This is a genomic window from Candidatus Zixiibacteriota bacterium (genome assembly GCA_016933955.1).
GTDB lineage: Bacteria > Zixibacteria > MSB-5A5 > GN15 > PGXB01 > JAFGTT01.
In genome coordinates, this window is sequence record JAFGTT010000008.1 from 32,990 (window position 1) to 54,360 (window position 21,371).

At 52.8% G+C, this 21,371-nt stretch carries 11 protein-coding genes; 5 read left to right on the forward strand and 6 right to left on the reverse strand.

What is annotated here, in order from left to right:
- Nucleotides 1-6: 6 nt before the first annotated feature.
- From JXQ28_01750 to hypE, 5 genes are read left to right on the forward strand one after another with little or no spacing between them, the layout of a single operon-like run.
- Nucleotides 7-480, forward strand: coding sequence for a hydrogenase maturation protease (locus tag JXQ28_01750; GenBank protein ID MBN2276445.1), 474 nt, complete (start codon nucleotides 7-9; stop codon nucleotides 478-480).
- A gap of 45 nt (nucleotides 481-525) precedes the next feature.
- On the forward strand, nucleotides 526-2,856 hold the full coding sequence (gene hypF / locus JXQ28_01755; GenBank protein MBN2276446.1) for a carbamoyltransferase HypF: 2,331 nt from the start codon (nucleotides 526-528) through the stop codon (nucleotides 2,854-2,856).
- A gap of 1 nt (nucleotide 2,857) precedes the next feature.
- A complete protein-coding gene (locus tag JXQ28_01760; protein MBN2276447.1) occupies nucleotides 2,858-3,112 on the forward strand; it encodes a HypC/HybG/HupF family hydrogenase formation chaperone in 255 nt (84 codons plus the stop codon).
- The gene (hypD, locus tag JXQ28_01765) at nucleotides 3,109-4,227 is read left to right on the forward strand and encodes a hydrogenase formation protein HypD (GenBank protein MBN2276448.1); all 1,119 of its coding nucleotides are present in this window, start codon (nucleotides 3,109-3,111) and stop codon (nucleotides 4,225-4,227) included. The genes JXQ28_01760 and hypD overlap by 4 nt, the downstream gene beginning before the upstream one ends.
- 2 nt (nucleotides 4,228-4,229) lie before the next feature.
- A complete protein-coding gene (gene hypE, locus JXQ28_01770) occupies nucleotides 4,230-5,279 on the forward strand; it encodes a hydrogenase expression/formation protein HypE (GenBank protein MBN2276449.1) in 1,050 nt (349 codons plus the stop codon).
- Nucleotides 5,280-5,454: 175 nt separating this feature from the next.
- Here the strand turns inward: hypE and JXQ28_01775 are convergent, their stop codons facing one another.
- From JXQ28_01775 to JXQ28_01800, 6 genes are read right to left on the reverse strand one after another with little or no spacing between them, the layout of a single operon-like run.
- On the reverse strand, nucleotides 5,455-7,110 hold the full coding sequence (locus JXQ28_01775) for a GHKL domain-containing protein (protein MBN2276450.1): 1,656 nt from the start codon (nucleotides 7,108-7,110) through the stop codon (nucleotides 5,455-5,457).
- 1 nt (nucleotide 7,111) lies between these two features.
- Nucleotides 7,112-7,474, reverse strand: a complete 363-nt coding sequence (locus JXQ28_01780) for an anti-sigma factor antagonist (protein MBN2276451.1) — start codon at nucleotides 7,472-7,474, stop codon at nucleotides 7,112-7,114.
- Nucleotides 7,475-7,478: 4 nt separating this feature from the next.
- Nucleotides 7,479-8,282, reverse strand: a complete 804-nt coding sequence (locus JXQ28_01785; GenBank protein MBN2276452.1) for an ATP-binding protein — start codon at nucleotides 8,280-8,282, stop codon at nucleotides 7,479-7,481.
- Nucleotides 8,233-9,831, reverse strand: a complete 1,599-nt coding sequence (locus tag JXQ28_01790; GenBank protein MBN2276453.1) for a PP2C family protein-serine/threonine phosphatase — start codon at nucleotides 9,829-9,831, stop codon at nucleotides 8,233-8,235. The genes JXQ28_01785 and JXQ28_01790 overlap by 50 nt, the downstream gene beginning before the upstream one ends.
- A complete protein-coding gene (locus JXQ28_01795) occupies nucleotides 9,821-11,833 on the reverse strand; it encodes a hypothetical protein (protein MBN2276454.1) in 2,013 nt (670 codons plus the stop codon). Before JXQ28_01795 ends, JXQ28_01790 begins: the two co-directional genes overlap by 11 nt.
- Nucleotides 11,830-21,246 carry a right-handed parallel beta-helix repeat-containing protein gene (locus JXQ28_01800; protein MBN2276455.1) on the reverse strand — a complete coding sequence of 3,139 codons (9,417 nt, stop codon included), beginning with the start codon at nucleotides 21,244-21,246 and terminating at the stop codon, nucleotides 11,830-11,832. The genes JXQ28_01795 and JXQ28_01800 overlap by 4 nt, the downstream gene beginning before the upstream one ends.
- Nucleotides 21,247-21,371: the final 125 nt, after the last annotated feature.

The following is a 21,371-nucleotide window of genomic DNA, read 5'->3' on the forward strand; positions in this document are numbered from 1 at the left end:
GTGATAATGAAAAGTCCTGCGCCCGTGGTTGTTATCGGAATCGGGAATGATTTCCGTTCCGATGATGTCGCGGGGCTTTTTATTGCCCGAAAAATCCGTGAATCGGCACTTGAAGGGGTCCGGGTGATTGAAGGGGTCAGCGATGGCACCTCACTCATCGACGCCTGGAACGAAGCCAAAACGGCAGTGGTTATTGATTGCGTTGTATCGGGGGCCAAGCCGGGTCATATTTACCGATTTGAACCTCTCCACGAGGATCTTCCCGCAGAATATTTCATCGGCTATTCGACCCATGCTTTCAGCGTGGCCGAGAGTATCAAACTGGCGCGCGCGCTGGGACAATTGCCGAACCGGCTGGTTGTCTATGGAATCGAGGGCGGTGTATTTAAGACCGGAAGCGGGATGTCGGCCGAGGTGGCAGAGGCGGCCGACAATCTGGTAAAGCAAATCGCCTCGGAAATCGAGAATTTTAAAACCTAGCGTCCGGTTATAGTAGTAAATTCGCTAAAACGGCCGGCTTTGGAAATGGACGAATACCGAAAAAGCAGTATCGGGGCTGAGGTGGACAATCGGGTAGTTGTACGACTGGGGCTGGATATCAAGGGAATTGTCCAGGGAGTCGGCTTTCGGCCGTTCGTGTACCGCCTGGCGACCGACATGGGTCTCGGCGGCCGGGTCAATAATTCCCCCCGGGGAGTGAGAATCGAGATTGAGGGTTCCCGGTCGATCCTGGATAAGTTCATACACCGGCTCAAAACCGAGCATCCGATCCATGCCGCAATCGAAACCATCGACACGGCAGAAATACCTTCCAACGGCGAGACGGCTTTCAGTGTCAGGGAAAGCGACGAATCCGGTTCTCGGACGGCCCTGGTTCTTCCCGATCTGGCAATCTGCCCCGATTGCCTGAAAGACATATTCGACCCTGATAACCGGCGGTACCATTACCCGTTCACTAACTGCACCAACTGCGGTCCGCGGTACAGCATTATCGAAACCCTGCCGTACGACCGCGCCCGGACGACGATGAAAGTTTTTCCGATGTGCGAGGAATGCCGGAAGGAGTACGAAAACCCATCGGACCGGCGATTCCACGCCCAGCCGAATGCCTGTCCCAAATGCGGACCGCATCTGGAACTATGGGATCGGGGCGGGCATATTCTGGAAACCGGGCATGATTGCCTGACCGCCGCCGCGGCGGCTATTGCCGACGGGCAGATTGTGGCATTAAAAGGACTGGGAGGATTTCAGCTTCTGGCCGATGCCTCGAAGGAGCCTGCGGTGGCGGAATTACGACGGCGAAAGGGCCGCCAGCAAAAACCGCTGGCTTTGATGTGTCCTGATTTCGAGACGATCGGGGAAATATGCGAGGTGTCGGAGATAGAGGAAAAATTACTGCGTTCATACCGGGCGCCGATTGTTCTGCTGAAGCGAACGATCGGTGCTGAATCGACGGTCATTGCCGCATCCGTGGCCCCGGATAATCCTTATCTGGGCGTGATGCTTCCCTACACGCCGCTGCACCATCTTCTCATGGCGGAACTCGGGATACCGGTGGTGGCTACCAGCGGCAACCTGTCCGAAGAGCCGATCTGTATCGACGAACATGAAGCGCTGGTGCGTCTCGGCTCCATTGGCGATCTGTTCATCATGCACAACCGACCGATTGCCCGGCAGGTCGATGATTCGGTGGTTCGGGTGATGGCGGGCGTGGAAACAGTCATCCGCAATGCCCGGGGATATGCTCCGACCAGCATCCGGCTGTCGGGACCGGCCCGGTCGATTCTGGCGGTGGGAGCGCATCTGAAGAACAGCATTGCCCTGAGTGATGGAAACCGCGTGTATTTAAGCCAGCATATCGGTGATCTGTCGTCCCGCGCCGCATATGAGGCCATGACCGGCACCATTGCCTCGCTGGCCCGGATATATGATCTGAAACCGAAACAGACGGTGTGCGATTTGCATCCCGATTACCTCTCCTCGCAGTACGCTCTTTCTCTCAACCTGGAGCATCATAAGGTCCAGCATCACTATGCCCATGTCCTTGCGTGTATGATCGATAACGAACTGGAAGGAAAAGTCCTGGGCGTATCCTGGGACGGAACCGGGCTGGGCAGTGACGGCACGGTCTGGGGCGGAGAATTTCTCCGGGCCGACCGGGAGGGATTCATTCGAGTTGCCCATCTGAAGACAATTCGTTTACCTGGCGGCGACCGGGCCGCCATAGAACCGCGCCGGTCAGCGCTGGGGGCGCTGTATGAAATTTACGGCGAGCGGCTGTTCGAAATGACCGGGACGATTCCGCTCGGGGAATTCGATGAAGCCGACCGCGTTATTTTAAGGAAAATGCTATCCGGGCGGATCAATTCGCCCCTGACTTCAAGCGCCGGACGGTTGTTCGATGCCGTCTCCTCGCTTCTGGGTATCTGCCAGATCAACAATTACGAGGGGCAGGCGGCCATGATGCTGGAATATATTACCGCGGAGGTGACCGAATCGGGCGTATATCCTTTTGAAGTTTCCGGGTCAGAAGAACCATACATCATTGACTGGCGGCCGAGTCTGGTTTCTCTTCTTAATGATCTGGCCAAGGCGGTGCCGAGACCGGTGATCGCCGCCCGGTTTCATAACACTCTGGCGGGTATGATTGTCGATGTTGCCAAATTATGCGGGGAGAATAATATTATCTTGACCGGCGGCTGTTTTCAGAATAAATACCTGTTGGAGAAAACGGTGGATCAACTGGAAATCGAGGGGTTTAAGGTTTTCCGACATCGGCGGATCCCACCCAATGACGGCGGTATCGCCGCCGGGCAAATTCTGGCGGCCATAAAAAGCAAACCGGAGAATAAATAAAATGTGCCTGGCAATTCCTGGAAGAATAATCAGTCTCGATAACTTAGAAGGTATGATGCGGTCCGGCCGGGTCGATTTCGGAGGGATTGTCAAACAGATCAATCTGGCCTTCGTGCCGGAGGCCGGAATAAATGATTATGTTATTGTCCATGCCGGTTTCGCCATCTCGGTTCTCGACGAGGAGGAGGCGGCTCGAACTCTGGAATATATCGCGGAGATAAAGCGAGCGGAAGAGTCCGGGGACGGCGAAGGATGAAATATCTCGATGAATTTCGCGACCCCATCGCGGCCCGGGCCATGCTGGAGAAAATATCGGTTGCGGCCTCGCGGGAATGGACAATAATGGAAGTATGCGGCGGCCAGACTCATTCCATCCTGAAAAACGGCCTGGACCGGCTTCTGCCCCGCCGGATCAATATCCTGCACGGTCCGGGTTGCCCGGTTTGTGTGACTCCGATCGAGATGATCGACCGGGCGATCGAGATCGCTCAGCGGCCCGGGGTCATTCTTTGTTCTTTCGGCGATATGCTTCGGGTTCCCGGCAGTCGGCGCGACCTGCTTTCGGTCAAGGCCGAGGGAGGACAGGTACGGACGGTATATTCACCGCTCGATGCCCTGGAGATGGCCCGGAAAAACCGCGATCTCGAGATTGTCTTTTTCGCCATCGGATTCGAAACGACCGCCCCGGTTAATGCCGCCGCGGTTTATCAGGCGGCAACCGAACACCTCGATAATTTTTCCATCCTCTCGGCCCAAGTGCTGGTCCCGCCGGCAATCGAGGTTATCTTGAATTCGGAGGACTGCCGGGTCAATGGATTTTTGGCGGCGGGGCATGTGTGCGCCATTACCGGATACTCCGATTATGAAGAACTGGTCGAGAATTACCATACCCCGTTTGTCATCACCGGGTTCGAACCGCTGGATATTCTCCAGGGAATTTATATGACGGTGGTCATGCTCGAAGAAGGACGACCGGCGGTAAATAATCAGTATCGCCGAGTGGTCAGAAGGGATGGCAACCCGGAGGCCAAAAGACTGATGGGGAAGGTATTCGAAAGAGTGGATCGAAAATGGCGCGGGCTGGGGAATATTCCCGGAAGCGGGCTGGGACTCAGGGCCGAATACGCCGCCTTTGACGCCGCCCGCAAATTCGGACTGGAGCAGTACGAAAAAGAGGAAGCCGGGGAATGTATAAGCGGGTTGATTCTGCAGGGATTGAAGAAACCATTCGACTGTCCGGCTTTCTCCGAGCGATGCACCCCGGAACATCCCCTCGGAGCAACCATGGTTTCATCGGAAGGTGCCTGCGCCGCGTATTACCATTACTCACTGACAGAATTCCAGCGAATCAAGAAAAACCGAAACGAATGACGATGGCCGAGGAAAACAATAAAGCGACCGGATGCCCGTTGCCTTTGAGCAATTACCCCAGAATCCTTCTGGCCCATGGCGGAGGCGGGCGGCTGATGCACCAGTTGATCGATGAAATTTTTCGCGCCTCTTTTGATAATCCTGATCTGGAAACCGGTCATGACGGGGCCATTCTGGGTTGGTCGGGTAACAAGCTGGTGTTCACGACCGATTCATATGTGGTTGATCCATTATTTTTCCCCGGCGGTGATATCGGGATGCTGGCCGTTTACGGCACAGTCAACGATCTGGCCATGTGCGGGGCCCGCCCGCGCTATCTGAGTGCTTCCTTTATAATCGAGGAAGGCCTTCCGGTCGAAACACTTCGGATGGTGGCCGAGTCGATGCATCGGGCCGCGGTCGAGGCCGGGATCGCGATTGTTACCGGCGATACCAAGGTAGTGGAACACGGTCATGGACACGGGGTATTCATCAACACGGCCGGGGCGGGAAGTCTTGAGCATGATCGGTACATACATCCATCGAAAGTCGTTCCCGGTGATGTTGTAATTATCAACGGGGATATCGGCCGTCATGGAATCGCGGTCATGTCGGCCCGAGAGGGGATGCAATTTGAAACCGAGATCGAAAGCGATCTGGCGCCGCTGGCCGCGACGGTGGCACGATTGATGGAAAATGGGGTTGAGATTCATTGCCTCCGGGATTTGACCCGGGGCGGGCTGGCCACCGGGTTGATTGAAATCGCACAGACCGGTAAAGTCTCAGTGGTTATTGAGGAAAAATCGATTCCGGTTTCGGGACCGGTCCGGGGTGCGTGCGAGATGCTGGGCTATGATCCGTTGTATATCGCCAACGAGGGACGGTTTGTCTGTCTGGTCCCGGAGAAGGATTCCGGCAGGACAATCGAGATTATGCGCTCCCTGTCATGGCCGGCAACCATCATCGGCCGGGTTGGTGAGGGGCAACTGGGGCTGGTGACGATGATCGGCGCCATCGGGGCGGAACGGATAATCGATATGCTCAGCGGGGAACAGTTGCCGCGCATCTGCTAAAACACCGACTTTAAAAAATCTCTAACCGTCGCTCGGCAATTTCTTTCGAAAAGATTCTTCAATCCCCCAAACCATCATCACGGGGTCAATAAAAATCGCACTAATTTATTTTTGATATAAGTATTATAGTCAATAAAATTGACTTGAAACGTCTGAAAGGGCCAGAGGGTCTGGATTAATTTTCAACGACAATGGGAAAGCGGAGAGTGATGGTGGTGCCTTTACCGACTACCGAATCGATCTTGATCTCACCATTGTGGTTCTGGATAATTTTGGCGCAGGTCACCAGACCATAGCCATGACCGTTTTTCTTGGTGGTCAGGTGCGCCTTGAAAAGACGGTCTTTGACTTCGGGATTGACGCCGATACCATTATCGCTGACCGACAAATCCACGGAATTGTCGATTTTGACGGTTTTGACGGTTATCTGGCCCATCTCTCTTTTGGCCTCGTTGATAGCATCGGCGGCATTGTTGAGAAAATTCAAAAGGAGTTGGGCGATCTGGTCGGAATCGATAGCAAATTCCGGCAGAGCGGCATCGAAATCAGTGCTGATATTGATATGGCGGAATTTTTTCTGGGCCGATACGAACGAAAGGACATTACCGATTATGGAATTGAGGTTATCGGAATCTTTAGCGGTATTCATCCGAGTATAATCCATCAAGCCGGCCGTAAAGCGTTCCATCTGGCTGACCGTCCCTTTAATTCTTTCGAGCGTGCTGTCGGCTTTTTCCCGATTATCCCGTTCCAGGGATAACTGGGTCATTTCCACACCACCGAGGATCAGGGCCAGAAAATTGTTGAGTTCGTGGGCAATCGATGAAGCCATAACACCTTTTTCGGCGAATTTTTCCAGATCGAACAGGCGCAGTTCGTTTTCCTTCTGCAAGGTGACATCATCAAGGGTGATAATCAGGTCGGTCTCTTTTTCCAATCCGCCCGCGATGGTACTGATCCGGACATTGTAAATCCGTTCGATCTCGCCGCTTTTGGCTTTCAGGTTTTCAAAGATGCGGCCATGTTTTTTAAGACTGGTGGTTTTAAGCAACCTGGTCCAGTTGCGGAAAATGCCGTCGGGGAAAATCAGATCGATCGGGACATGATAGAGCGCATCGATATTCTGCAGATCGGGTTTGAAAGTTTTCAGGATCTTGAAACCGGTAGCATTGACTTTCTTGAGGGCATTGTGGCTGTCGAAGACGAAAACCCCCTGTTTGACATTATCGAGAATATTGAGATACCATTCACTCAGATTGGCCATTTCCAGAAACAGGAAAGAATTGGCCACGAAGGGGGTGATGGTGTTGACGATGGTGGCCAGCAAATCCACCTCGGCATCATCGAACGGTTTCCGGTTGACTTTCTCTCCCAGACCGACAATACCGATCAGGCGGTTGCCGTGTATCAGGGGGGCCACCAGGCGGACATCGCACTCATTCAGGATATAGGTCAGATTGGCCGAACGTCCCGGCAATTTGAGTTCCGCGATACGGTGCGGAAGGTTATTCTCGAAAAAATAATTATTATGTTCTTGGCTTAAAACAAGGGATGATAGCAGGTCATTTTTCTTGAAACGACCGGAAGCGAAGAAGAACTGATTTTTGAGATGTATCCCCGGCTGCTGGAAAAGAGCAAAGGCATTGGCCACCGAGAACTGCCCGCACATGGTCAGAAGCAGGACATCGATAATCCGTTCGAATTGCGGCTGGCTGGAAAACTGTTTGGCCAGTTTAGAGAGAGCATCCAGAGCCAGAACCTGTTTGTCCGAATCCTGCTGAACACTCAATGAGAGCTTACCGGTATCGAGAAGGTGATCGTGCTTATTCATTTTATCCCTGATGACCGACCTGGCAGGTTTTAAGTGCCTCATCCCGATCGGGCTTAATCGTCAGATAATCGAAAAGATCGAGAACACTGAAAACATGCAGGATGGTTTCGGCGGCGTTACAGATAATGATATCGCCGTCGCTCTCCCGCATGGTCTCGACCGATCCGAGAATCGATCCGACCCCGGCCGAGGAGATAAATTCCAGCTGGTCCATATTAATGATAATATATTTGTATCCCCGGGACTGAGCCTCGCTGATAGCCATAGCCATCTCATGGGCATTGCTGTTGTCAAGCATTTTCCCCGGATTCAATTCGACGGTATCGCCGTTAACGCGAGTGGAGGCGATTTTCATTTCATCCATGACTCTACCTCCATTTCTTTTCCAGGGTCAGGACATTGACCGTGTTATCACGGTGTTCATACTTCAGGTTGTCCATCATTCTGTTGATTAACATCAATCCGTAACCGCGTTTCTGCTGGCTTTTGATGGCGGTTTCGGGATGGAAATCCGGAAGATTCTTTTTCGGGTCGAATTTTATACCGGGATAGACGAATTCCATCCTGATCTTTTCGGAGGACGGGGTGGCGCTGAAGCGAATGGCGTTTTCCTTTCCGATGTGGCTGTGCTGGCGGATGTTGCTGGCGACTTCGTAAAAAACAGTTTCCAGTTCGAAGATGAGAATTTCCGGCAGGTTGATTTTTTTCAGGAAACCGCGGAATTCATGCCGACGCTTCACGATAGCTCCGTCATCGGGTTTGAATTCCAGAATTATACCGTGGTCGGCACCATCAAGGTTGACCGCCACTTTCGGCGCCGGGGCGGTTTTCTCTCCGGTCCGGTCAATGACCATCAGCTCATAAAGATCGAGGACCTTCAGGATACGCTCCAGGTTAGACGAGACTTTCACCAGGAGGGTCTCGATGCGGGCCTCACGGAATCTGAGAATACTTCTCCAGAGGATATAAATATTGCTCGAAGTGGCATGATCGAGGCGGGAACAGTCCAGGACAACCTCCCGGCCGCTTCCCTTAATATAATTATCGACTCGTTCATAGAAGCGCTCGACGGCTTTCCCGATTATTTCGGACGGGACAATCAGCGTATTTTCTTTAATAATTTCAACCGGCATGTGAATATTCTCTATTTCTTTTATTGTTCTTATCGGCATCCATTCCATTCCATTTCATGACCATCAGGGTAATATCATCGAATTGATCGGCCGTCCCGACAAAGGCTTCGTGACGATTCATGGTTCGTTCGATCAGGTCGGCGGGATAGGCGGACATATTTTCCTTCAAAATTCCGGTAAAACGATCCATCCCGAACTCTTCGCCCCCCGGATTAACGGCTTCGTTGATACCATCGGTGTATTGCACCAGCCAGTCATCGTTCTGCAACATTATCCGGCCTTTTTCGATTCTTTTATCGAAGGCTTCGGCCGGCATCATGCCCAGTGGAAAACCTTTGGTTTTGAGCTGTTCTATCTTGCCGGTGCGGCTATTCATTTTTATCAGGGGATTGTGGCCGGCGGAGGCGAAGGTGAATTCCCCGGTGGTTTTATTCAGCAGGCCGAAAAACATGGTAACGAACATGCCCTTCTTGATATTTTTAAGCAGTTCCCGGTTGACCCCGCTCAAGATCAGAGACGGTTCCATGATATTTCTCGTCAGCCGTTTGATGATATCGCGGGTGAGAAGCATCACCAGCATACCCGGCAGCGACTTCCCGGAAACGTCGGCGACCAGGAAGGCCATGTACATATCGTTGAAGTCGATAAAATCGTAATAATCGCCGCCGACCTCGCGGGCGCTGCGGTAAGCCCCGGCGAATTCAAAAGCGGCGGCAGAGGGGTATCCGGTCGGGAGGATATTGGTCTGGATTTCGCGGGCGATCTCCAGTTCGCGGGCAATCCGTTCTTTCTCGATTATATCTTTTTGGGCGGCGTTCAGCCGGGTCCCCATTACCCGCAGCGTTTCCGATAGATATCCGAATTCGTTACGGCTGTGATGGGGAATATCGATGATGATATTATCGAAATCGATCTTTTTCAGGCTGTCGGTGATCAGGCTGAGCGGTCGTAATTTGCGGTGCAGGATAATCATGGTGACCGGGATCCCCAGAAGAATCATCACGATCGTAATCGATATTACCGTGACCAGGGAGCGGTTGCGGGCCTCGATAATCTGCCGGGCGGAGGCCGCCACCCCCAGATAGCCGACCAGGATATTATTTTCCATTACCGGGATGGCGATAAAAAGCGAGTCGCCGCGCCGATCGAAGGCCTCGCCTTCACGCGGGATATCCCGAAATCCTTCATTGGCTGGCGGAGTCATCCGGGCTCCCGAAATAACTTCTTTGATATTGGTATGGGCCAGAAAAACATAGTCTTTGTCGGTGATTCCGACCCAGTGGATATCGGAATTATCGGCGGCGAGTTTGTTACAGATGTTGTTCAAGAGCAGGGCATCGGGACCGTTGGCGGCGATAATCAGTTTGCCGGTCGAGCCGGAATATGAACGAGCCTGGATTAACACTTTATCGATGGTGTTGCGGGTGACGGTTTTCACATAGCGGTCGGTGATGAAGTACCCCGTGGCCAGCATCAACACCAGGATGATACCCGACATATAAAGAGAGAACTCGAACCGGATGGAATTTTTAAACTGCCGGGCCTCGGGCCATCCCCGGGATATGGTATCGGTCGCTTTATCGTCCATAGGATAATTCTTCCAGCTTTCTGATTTCGCTTTCGGAGCGTTTGATATAATCTTTTATTTCTTCGTTTTCGGGATCGATCAGAGCCGCTTTCTTCCAGATATCGATGGCTTCCTGCAGGCGGCTTTGACCGTACAATTCAACCCCGACAAATTTGTAAGCCTTAACCAGATAATCCCGGACCGACTGATAGTCCGGCGCCAGTCGTTCGACCTCTTCCCATTTTTCGATGGCCTTTTCCAGATCACCCTGCTCGAACATTTTTCGAGCCGTACGATATGCGGATTCGACTTCCCTGAGCAGTTCCGTACTCAGGACCGGGGCTTCGCCCCGGCCGGCCGGAGGCGTTTGTCTGGCCGGTTGATTGAGTTCCCGGACCGCCCGGTCCCGCATCTCCAGGCACCAGCGATGTTCCGGGAAGAGAACCAGAGCGCTGTCGAGAGCGGCGATGGTTTCCCGGTGATCTCCTCTATCGAAGGCCGTTACGGCCTTTTCCCTGAAAATCTGGAAAGAGACTCGCCGCATGGCCTGATTTACCCTCGGATTATCGGGGGCATACTGCCTGAGGGTATTGATTTCAACTGCGGCGCGGTCGAGCTGTCCGTAGCTGAGCAGTGAGTCGATAACCAAAAGCCGGCTGTCGATCATTTCTTTTTCCGAGGCGATCCGCTCAATGGCCCGGTCGGCTTCGCTGATCAGATTGCGGGCATCGGAGGAATTATCTATTTCGCCAAGGGCCAGTTGACCGAAATAGCGGGCGGCCAGATAATCACCGATATTCATCTTGGCCTGGGCCGAATCCATATACTGGGAGTAGCGCATCTTAATGGTTACCTCCTGCAACCGATCATGAATTTCCTTTGCCATCCGGCGGATGGCAGTGGTGTCGATTCCAGCTGTCCGGGCCAGGAACAGGGCCCGGTCATAAAAATCGGCGGCCTCGACCAGACGGCCCTCATCATAGCTTTGTTTCCCTGACTGCTCCAGATCGGAAACTATCCGGTTGTTCCGGTCATTGAGATGAGTATTCATCATAGTATTGAAATCCGCCTCGCGGCGTTCAGCTCGTATTCTTTCCCGATCACTGATGGTTTTGCCGATAGCCATCGAGATACTGAACATATGCAGATTGCCGAGATCGCGATCAACCAGGGCGTAATCGAAATCAAATCCTTTGTAACTCAGGCCGCCGCCCACCGAAAGTCTGCCATCGCGCACTCCGCCCCGGAGATGAACCAGGTCGTGAAGACTGTATTCCAATCCGGCGGCAAAACGGGCCGATACGGATTCCGCTTTGGTCAGCCGTCCTGAGAGAGTGGTTTTATGGTTTTCATTATTGAAGGGGACCGCACCCAGAGCGACCGCCAGATCAAAAGCGGTGGGGTAATTGATACTCTGCTCGGACAACTGCAGGCCGGGTTGGACTAGGTTCCGGAGATTTACGGCCAGGTTCAGTTCTCTCAGGCGTCCCGATCCGAGATTGAGCCGTCGACCTATGGAAAGATTCAATCCGGGTGACGAGGTGGCGCTGTACTCATCGAGGGACTGGTGCTCGAATGTCACCGCCGCGCCGATATCATAACCGGCCAGATTACGGCCATAGGCCAGGTAATAAGCCATCCGGCTGTCATTGAATTCGCCCAGCAGGAGATTGTCGGCATCACGTTTTTCGATCCCATCGATTCCCAGCCGAAACACTCCCAAACCGATCGTTCCCCAATCCAGAATCGGCAGAACCAGCCCGAAATACTGGTAAGCGGTCTGATCGTCGTACAGCCGGCTGTGGAATCCCGATAAAACCATCCGCTCGGTGCGAGCCATCCCGGCCGGATTCCAGAAGGGAGCGGTGGCCGAGGTGTTATCGGCCTGATTGGCCCCGCCCAGCGAGAGATCACCCGCCCCGGCGCCCATAACGAAAGGTGATTCGGTTCCGCCGTCGTCCGCGGCGAAGGCGGAAAGCGGCAACAGGAGGGCCGACAATATGTATACCAGAATTCGTCTCATCGTATCACCGCGATTTTTCTTCGATATTCCTCGGTTCCGCCCGAGACATACCGGGCTGTTATCCGGCAAAAATAGGTCCCCGGAAGGACATCGAAATTGCCATCGTTGCGGCCCATCCAGATATCTTCGCGATGCGGACCCGCGGCCCGGAAGGCATTATCAGCGACCCGTTTGATCATTTCCCCGGTAATGGTGAAAATTTCGATATCGACCTGAGCCGCCTCGGGCAGATTGTAACCGATAACGGTCGGCTCGTGGGCTGGATTGAACGGATTGGTGAAATTACTGAAAGACGAGCCCAGATTTTCCGCGGCCAGGGAAATCTCCGAAGCGTACAGTGGATATGATCCATTATCCAGTATTATGTAGCATGGCGTTTCCAGATTATGATCAGCAATAGCCATGAAGGATGAATCACCGAATCTAAAAGTGTAATTTCCCGGCGCGGCGGCGCTGTCGATCTCACAGCGCAATTCCATCTCCAGGTTGCTTCCGATCCGGATAATCAATTCCTCATCAAGCACCAGCGACAGGCTGTCCCCGACAATCTGGCTGTCGACCGCCACGACATTATCGTTAATAATCAGGGAAACCGATCGGAATACATCGGATTCAGGGGATACATAACCGGAGGCAGTACGCTGAAGAAATTTTCCGCTGACCGATGACAGGGCCAGATCTCCCAGAGGTGAGGGATTATCATAACGAAGATGACCGGATAACACCACGGCATCAGCCTGTCCCGGATAAGCCAGCAGGGTCGGTTGCCGTCTCAGTTGCAGGGCGGGCCGTCCGGCCGGAAGGAAAATACTCGAGACACCGGTCTGGAAAGGCATCTCGAAGGCGCAACCCGCCTCTATCTGAGGGGTATGGGCGGTATCATTGGCATCCCGGATATTAATGGCCTGGAATGAGGGGATTTCCAAAACGAAATTGTCATAAAGAGCATCACTCTCGATATCGGCGACCAGTTCCAGAGTAAGAGTGTCACCGGGAGTGACCATGATGGCGCTGTCATCGAGATCAAAAACCGTATAGCCGCTCTGAAGCCGGATAAATGACTGATAATATATATTACCGCCCGATATACGGTACCCGATCCGATCAAACAGGTGATCGGGGTCGAGGGGAATACCGAGGGTATCCAGTACCGTCAGCCGGATATCCTGGATATCCAGCGAGGCGAATCCGGAGTCGGCCGGGTATTCGATAAAAATATCAAACAAAGGCAGGGCATCGACACCGCCGACGACCGATTCCGGCAGGCGGGAAACCAGGCACAACTCGGGAGGAATGGCCGGATATTCAAATCCGGCGAAACTGGAATTGATCGGAAAGATCGATTCCGAGGCCAGGGTATAATTGGTATCGGTAACAGCCTGGAGAAGCGACCCGGAACTGAGATCGCGAATCACAAAGGCGGTACTGTCGGCGATGTGCAGGGCAAATCCCGAATAGGCGGGCATATTCCCGATCATTACCTGGATTTTCAAAGAGTCAATTTCCCCGGGACTCAGAGTGATAGGGGAATTGAGCTGGATATCAAGCGATCCGGCGCCGATTTCGAAATCGTAGACCGAAGCGATGACTGTCGACTGGCGCACCAGGCGGACTTCATCTAACAACTGAGGAATAACCAGGGTATCGCCGAAATTATCGACGAACGCCATCGAGAGACCGGTCAATTGAATCTGGGAACTGCCCGATTCTCCGGGATGGAACAGACGCAACCGGAGGACATCGACATTATACTGGCCGAAATTGACAGCCGGCGGCAGGAGCGATTCATACGAAAGGGCCATGGTCTGCGAGGGATCATCGATCCGGCAGGAAGCGGTCCGCATCGGAAAAGGAGTGGCCGGACTGATGGTGACCGGCTGATCGGCATTTTGATCGACGATGACAATGGCTTGTTCATCGGTAATTGCCAGAGCGAAATTATCGGCCAGAGCCAGGCTGTCAATGTCCACCAGCAGGGTGAACTGGTACTGCTGACCGGAGGTTATTATAATCGGTTCGGAAAAATCCATTAATATTTCGGGCTGGTCCGGGATATTGTCGATGATGCATAGATTGGTGTAGCCGGTGGCCAGGACCATCCGGGAAAGAGCCTCGGAGGCATTCATCGGCTGGCCGGAACCATTCTCGATCACGATCCGCAGACTGTCAAGTCTCAGTGAAGCCAGCGAGGAGGAAGTATCGGGTTGGAGAATTCTCACGCTGAACGGGAAAACATTGGTCTGTCCCCGGGTGACGGAGGTCGGGATAGTATTAATCATTTGCACGACAACGCTGTCCGGAGCGATCTGTATGGTTATCGGTTCGGTTTCAACCAGGGCCGAGGTATCATTGATATCATTGGCCACCGCCCGCATTCTCCACAGGACCATTCCGGCCGAATCGGCCGTGAAATGGAAGGTGAAGGTTGTGGTTTCGTCGACGGCCAGGTTTACCGGCCCGGCCTCGGTCGAATCCAAGGTTACCAGCGAGGAATCGGAGATATAGGTGATTTCGCCGGTGATATTATCGATGGGATTCAGGCTGATATTGGTCACATTCATCCTGACGGCGATTTCCTGGCCGACGGAATAGGTTTCATTCAAAGGTTGTACTGCCAACGCCAGACCGGAGGTTGAGACAGTGAAAATTTCCGCGGCAACCAGCACCCGGTCGAGCGGACCATCATTGAGAGAACTGTAATGGCAGCCGTTCAGCGGCAATTTGGCGCGGAAGGCGGTTCCCGGGGTGGCACTCAGGGAAACATCTCCGAGGACGAATAGAATCGGAGCCGGATCGATAATTTCCAGGTTCAGCCCATCGGTCTGCCACAGACTGTCAACATAATTGAAAACGGCCAAAAGGGAATCGGTTTCCTGCCAGGTACTGTCATGATTGAGATCTATCCAGAGTTCCAGCGGCTCAATATCGGAGCTGTCGGCATCGAAAAGATTGTCAATGACAATGGTTTCGAGAGTGTCCGGTTGGTCGCCGTTCAGGGCCGGAATGAAGGCAAACAGGGTGACCGAGGTATCGCCGGGAGCCAGGGTCCGTGATTCCAGCGGCAGAGTCTTGTACTGCTGATAAACCGAACCATCGACCACCAGGTAACCGCCATTGGTCAGGGGCAGATTGCCGTTGACATTAACCGGTTCGAGGAAACTGAAATCGGTCGGGGCATTGATGGAGACAGCCAGGCTGTCGGAATCGATTATGTCCGGAGGCACATCAATGACGACAAAAAAGTATGAAAGCGATTCGGCCGGGAGAGCGACATTCAACCCGGTCAGGCTGAGTTTGCCGTCGGAGAAATAGCCGGTGGCAATCAGGGAATCGCGCTGGTAGGTCCGGTTTCGATCGGCATCATAGTACAACGCCACCTGGCCCAGCTCATGATCGGCAAAGTCCAGATCCGAGCGGCTGTGCGAAATATTGGTGAAAGTTATACTCCGAAGAGTCTGATCCCGGTCAAGATATCCATTGTAAAGGGCAAAACTCAGGGCCATGTTGTTTTTCGAACCGGGATATATGATTGTGCTGGAGGCCGGGATGGCGATGGCCGTGACCCGGTTGGAGGGGATAATCAGATGCGAGGCGGAACTCACCGCCGCCTTATCGTCAGGACCGATCAGATCGGATTTATACCGGGCGCCCGCCACCGGGATGCCGAACCGCAGAGTCCCGCCGTTAAATTGGGTATTGGCGATATCGATAGTGACATAAAAGGCGGCCCCGGTTGAAGGAACCGGGTAATTCAGATTGGTGATTTCCCAGTAGCTGTTGAAAAAACCGAATTGACCGAGTGAGGCATCACCGACCGAAATTCCGTCCTGGCCATCATCGGCCCAGAGCTTGACCGTAATCGGGGCATCATTAAGGCCCTGCCCGTCGGCATTAATCAGTTGCAGGGTCGACAGAATATCGTCGGCATAACCATTCCCCGGAAGGGTGAAACTGAAAACCATCTGGTTGACCTGTCCCCCGACAAGGGTTTTGCCGGGTATGGCGTCGATAACGATTCGTTCCGCCTGATAAGCATTTATGGTAAAGGACTCGGTGTTCCGAAGCGGGAAGGAACCTTCAATAACAGTTGTTTCGCTGAAATAGATATCCGATGAATCGGCCGGGCCGATATTAAGAGTATTGCCGTTTTTGCCATTCTCCGCATCAAGGGCCAGAGTTACAGCCAGGTCGATCGTCCCGCCGTTGGAGGACAGCACCAGATTGCCGGTGGTCAACATACAGGTCCCGTCAACCAGAACAGCCGTGGCCAGCAGGGAATCGGTATCGCCGATATTTTCAATATCATCATCCCGATCAAGATAAATCAGAACACTGTCGATCTGGCTGTCGAGCAGGGCTTGTTCGACTTCTTCAATATCTTCGGCGTACAGGGTCAGCCGAAGGCTGTCGATTGTCCTTTGATTGTTATAGCCGTTGATTATCTGCAGGCCCAGAATCGGAGGTGTTTCATATCCGGGAATCACTTCATCAGATTTAATATCATATGTCTTGATGGCTACCGCTTCCGAAGTCTGGATGGTGATGGTGTCCAGGGGGGTGGTGGCGCTGTCGATCGGGCCATCATTATTGGAGCTGACGTTAAGGCCATTTTGAGGGATATTGAAAGATATCGTGGCGCCGTTATCGGGGTAGTCGGCCAGAAAGGCCCCAACATAAAAGCGTTGCAGGGGATGAGTCATGGCGGCTTTAAAGCCGCTGACCACCCAGCGATTGCCGGTAAAGACCAGGCGGCCGAGCCGGATTTCGGCACCCGAACCATTCCAGATATTATTGGCATTGTCCTGGTACAGCACCAGCGAATCGAAATCGGATTCGGCGGCTGTTTCGGTATTGACAATACTGAACAGATTCAAAGTATCTTTATCATAGCCGTTGCAGGGAATATCTACTGCAAAAACATTATAAGCCGAAGCAATGGGGCTGATTTCCGTCAGCCCGGTGCTGATTTGAACCAGTTGCTCGGCCACGAGACCGTCGATGACGGCAACTCCGAGCGAATTAACCGTGGCCGGACCGGTCACCGGAGTTCCATCGAAGGTTTCGATATCGGCGGCCGGGTGAATGAGGACATCGAGAGTATCACCATCGCACGGATACAGATCAATATTCGCACCGACCAGAAAGGTCCGGCCCTCATCGGGCGGGATGACGACCGAAGCGAATTCGAAACTGGTGGTGGTTGAAACGCTGTAATCTTCGATGGCGATCAGGCTATCGACATCGGTCAACAGCGAATCATTATCAATATCCAGATAAAGACCGGCCGAATCGACATTGGTGATAAGCTGGGGCTGGTTGCCCGAACCGCGGGAATTATCATTCAGTGTCAGCCCGGTAATACCTTTATTATTATCATAATAATTTTCAATACGGAAGGCCAGGATGGCGTTTTGGGGTTGTCCGGGATGGACCGTTTTATTGCCGATGGCAATCCCGGTTAAGTACAATTCCTCGACATCGATAAAACCGGTGGTATCGGCCAGATTATTAAAACTGCTGACGGCGGTAACTTTAGCCTTTCCCGGGGCCGTCGCGATAAACCTGCCGGTACTGTCAATATCTCCGATTCGCCCGAGGGCTTTCCAGGTGATATCTCCCGGCGCCGTGATATTCATTTCGGAGTCATATCCGGTGACGGAAAAGCTGATGGTATCGCCAATATTAATATCAGCCGAATCGGGCGAGATGACAATCTGGTTCAATTCACCGGAAACGACGGTGATCTGACCGGAAGTGTCGGTCAGGCCGTATCCGGTGGCGACAATATATCCGGTTCCCGAAGTGGCGGGGCTGAAAAGACCGCCGCTATCAATAGTCCCGATTCCGCCGAGAACCGACCAGTCGGCCATGACACCGGGATCGCTCTCATTACCATCGGCATCGAGAAATATATGGCTGAAAAGGATAGTACTGTCCGCCGAAACGGTGACGGTATCGGGCGAGATAATCAATTGCGCCGGAACACCGGCCAGGCAGGTAATTATCCCGGTGGTATCGGCCGCGCTGTCGGAATAGACCGCCCGTATCCGTCCTGTCCCGGGCCCGGTCAAAGTCAGGTCGGTCGAGGAATTCGGACCAACCGATACGGTCCCGATTGAATCAACACCGAGAATTGTCCAGGTGGCGGAAACATCGCCGACTAAACCGCCCCCGGCCGAATATCCCCGGCAGTACAACATGGTGCTGTCGTCATCGGTGCATAAAGTAGTATCATCGAAAGGCGTCCCATCGAACCATTCAATCCGGATTGATTCGGCTTCCGATTCCCGGGCACCCATTTCCGGAGCGGTGCCGAAATACGGAAAACCGAGATCCAGCCCGGCATTGAGCGCCGGCGAACCGTACTGGAGATAGAAATTCGCGGCGGCGGTATCGATAAATTGCGGATCGGCCGAAATACCTCCAGCCGAATCGGACACCCCGCCCAGATAATTACCATCGCTGTTATTCCAGACATCATTAAAACCACAGATGTTGCCGGACGCTCCGCGAATACCCTCGAGATTGCCGATAAAAATATTATTAAAGACACGGGCCGTCCCGATCGTATTGGTGATTTGAATACCGCTTGAGGCACAGTCGTAGGCGGTATTATTGTAATATTTATTATTGTCGCCATTGTAATTAAAAAAACCCCGCTGGCCGCAGGTATGAGAAATATTACGGATAATCAGATTGTCGTCGCCATCCACCCTTATTCCCGACCAACCGATGTTATACATATAGCAGTCGCTCACCCGGCAGGAATCGCCGGTCACATAAATGCCCTGACATCCGGCGTCGATAACCTGTACCGAACGCAGTTCGACATGATTAGCGGTCACGCTTATTCCCGCCCAGGATGCTCCGCCGTTATTGATAACGACATCGCCGTCGCCATACTTGGTATAGACAACCGGTTCCGACTCGGTTCCCCAAGTGGCCAGGTACAGGGTGCTGTCGGTCTCATAGAGGCCCGGCAGAATCCGGATAATATCGCCGGGACCGAGAAGCCCTTTTAAATCGCCGTTATCGATCGAAAGCCAAGCCGATGATGGTGTCAGGCCATCGTGGTCGTCATCACCGGCGGTGGAAACATAGTAGATACTGGAACCGGGGCCGCTGGTATCGGCGACATTGATGACAACCTTTTCGCTGTCAACCGCCAGGGAATCATCGGCGGCATAGAAAGTTACATAATATACACCCGATTGAACGAAACCGGGCGTCCAGTCGAAAGTCCCGGTCCCGTCACCGTGATCGGCCAGTGAGGCCCCGCCGGGCAGGGCGGAGGCGCTCAGGGCCGGGATCGATTCGATATCGGCGGCGGCTATATCAAAATTAAGATTGACGTTTTCTGTGGTCGCCTTGCCGCCGATCGGAGTTAGAACCGGTAACCGGTTGCCGGCTTCGGCCACTGTAATTGTCACCGTTTCGCTGTCAGCCTCAAGAAAATCATCGGTGGCATAAAAGGTGATATCGTAAAGACCCGACTGAAGGTAAGTGGGAGTCCAGTCAAAAGTCCCGGTACCGTCCCCATGATCGATAAAAGAGGCCCCGTCCGGCAACACGGTTGTGGTCAGAACCGGAATAGAGGCATCGTCAAAGGCGGCAACCTCGAAATTAAGATTGATATTTTCGGTCACACTCCTGGAGCCGATCAGGCTTAAAACCGGGGCAGTGTTGGACATCTCAACCGCGCCCATATCGGGTGCCGAACCATAGTACGGATACCCCAGATCAAGAGCGGTATTCAAGCAGGGCGACAAAGCCTGCAGGCTGTAATCATCCGTGGCGGCATCGACAAAAAGCGGATTGGCCGAGATACCGCCGGCCGAATCACTTATGCCGCTGTAATCGTTACTGCTGTTTCCCCAGACATCATTGAAGCCGCAAATATTTCCGGCATTGCCTTTCAGGCCGGTTATATTATTGGCCAGAATACAGTTAAAAACACGGGCGGTGGATTCTTTTAAATCCATTCCATCAGCCGCACTGCCATAGATGGTGTTATGGTAATGAAGACCATAATCGCCGGAGCCCTCGTTTCTGATGCCATCATCATCGGTCCGGGCGATGATATTGCGCATGGTCAGCGCATAAGTTCCCTCCACCCGGATGCCGTATTTGCCGATATCATGAATGAAACACCCGGCCACGGTACAGTGATCGCCCGTGATATGCACGGCATTGTCTTCGGTGTTGGTCAGTTCTGCACCATGCAGAGCAGTATAATCCCCTTCAAGAACGAAGATAATCTTGCTTGCACCGCCGGCATCGAAAACGGCCGGAGATTCGCCGTAGGCGGCGTAAAGGATCGGGTCATCGGAAGTCCCCGAAGTTTGTAATTCGATTTCCGCAGTCAGCGAATATAAACCGGGTAGAATATTGATCGTGTCCCCCGGCTGAATCAGGCCTTTGGTGTCGCCGTTATCGACCGAGGCCCAGGCCGAAGTGGAATCAAGGCCGTCGTTATCGTCATCGCCGGTCGGTGAGACCCAGTATACACTGCCGCCGGTCTGAATAAATTCGAGTGCTCCCAGATCCGGTTTGGAACCGATATATAGATACCCGAGATCAAGCCCGGTATCGATAGCCGGAGAGCCGGCCTGCAATGAGAAATCGCCTCCGGCCGGATTAGTCAAAAGCGGATTGGCCGAGATACCGCCCGCGGAATCGGCGACACCGTTGATATAATTGGACGTGCTGTTGTTCCAGACATCATTGAAACCGCAGATACTGCCGGAATGGCCGTTGATACCATACATGTTATTGATTATGATATTGTTGAACAGGCGTTCGGTGATCGCTGAATTATTGAGCATGACGCCGTTCTGGCCGCAATTGGAAATGGTGTTGTTATGGATTAGATTGTACTGCGCGACATCGAGGACATGAATGCCATCTATTGAAATTTGGTAAATCGTATTCCTCAGGAGCAGATTGCTGTCCCCTTCAAGAAAAACGGCGTGCATTCCTAAATCATGCAGATAGCAATCCAAAATAAGGCAGTTGTTTCCTTTCAGATGGATACCATATATCTGGGAATTGGCGATTTCGAGATCATGCAATTCGACATAATCGCCTTCTGCCAAAGCGATCACATTACTCTGGTTCCCGGCCGTAATGAGAACTGCTCCTCCGTAAGCTCGATAAACAATCGGAGCGGAGGCATTGCCATCGGTTTTAAATTGAATCTGGGATATGACCGAATATGTTCCCGGCAGGATATTGATCGTATCGCCGGCCGCGATAAAACCTTTCTGCTCACCATTATCGATGTCGGCCCAGGCTGAACCGACACTGAGGCCATCACTATTATTATTGCCGGTAGGCGAAACATAATAGACCTCAGCCTGGGAGACTGTCAGGGCTCCGAGCGCAAATACAATGATGAATAATATGGCTCGCATAAAATATTTTTATTCAAATGGTTATTATGGTTTATTTCGGCTTTTTCAGGAGAAAACTTGACCTGGCCTTCGGACATGAAATGGTATCAGAAATTCCCTGTTTCGGCGTATTTTGGACAAAACAC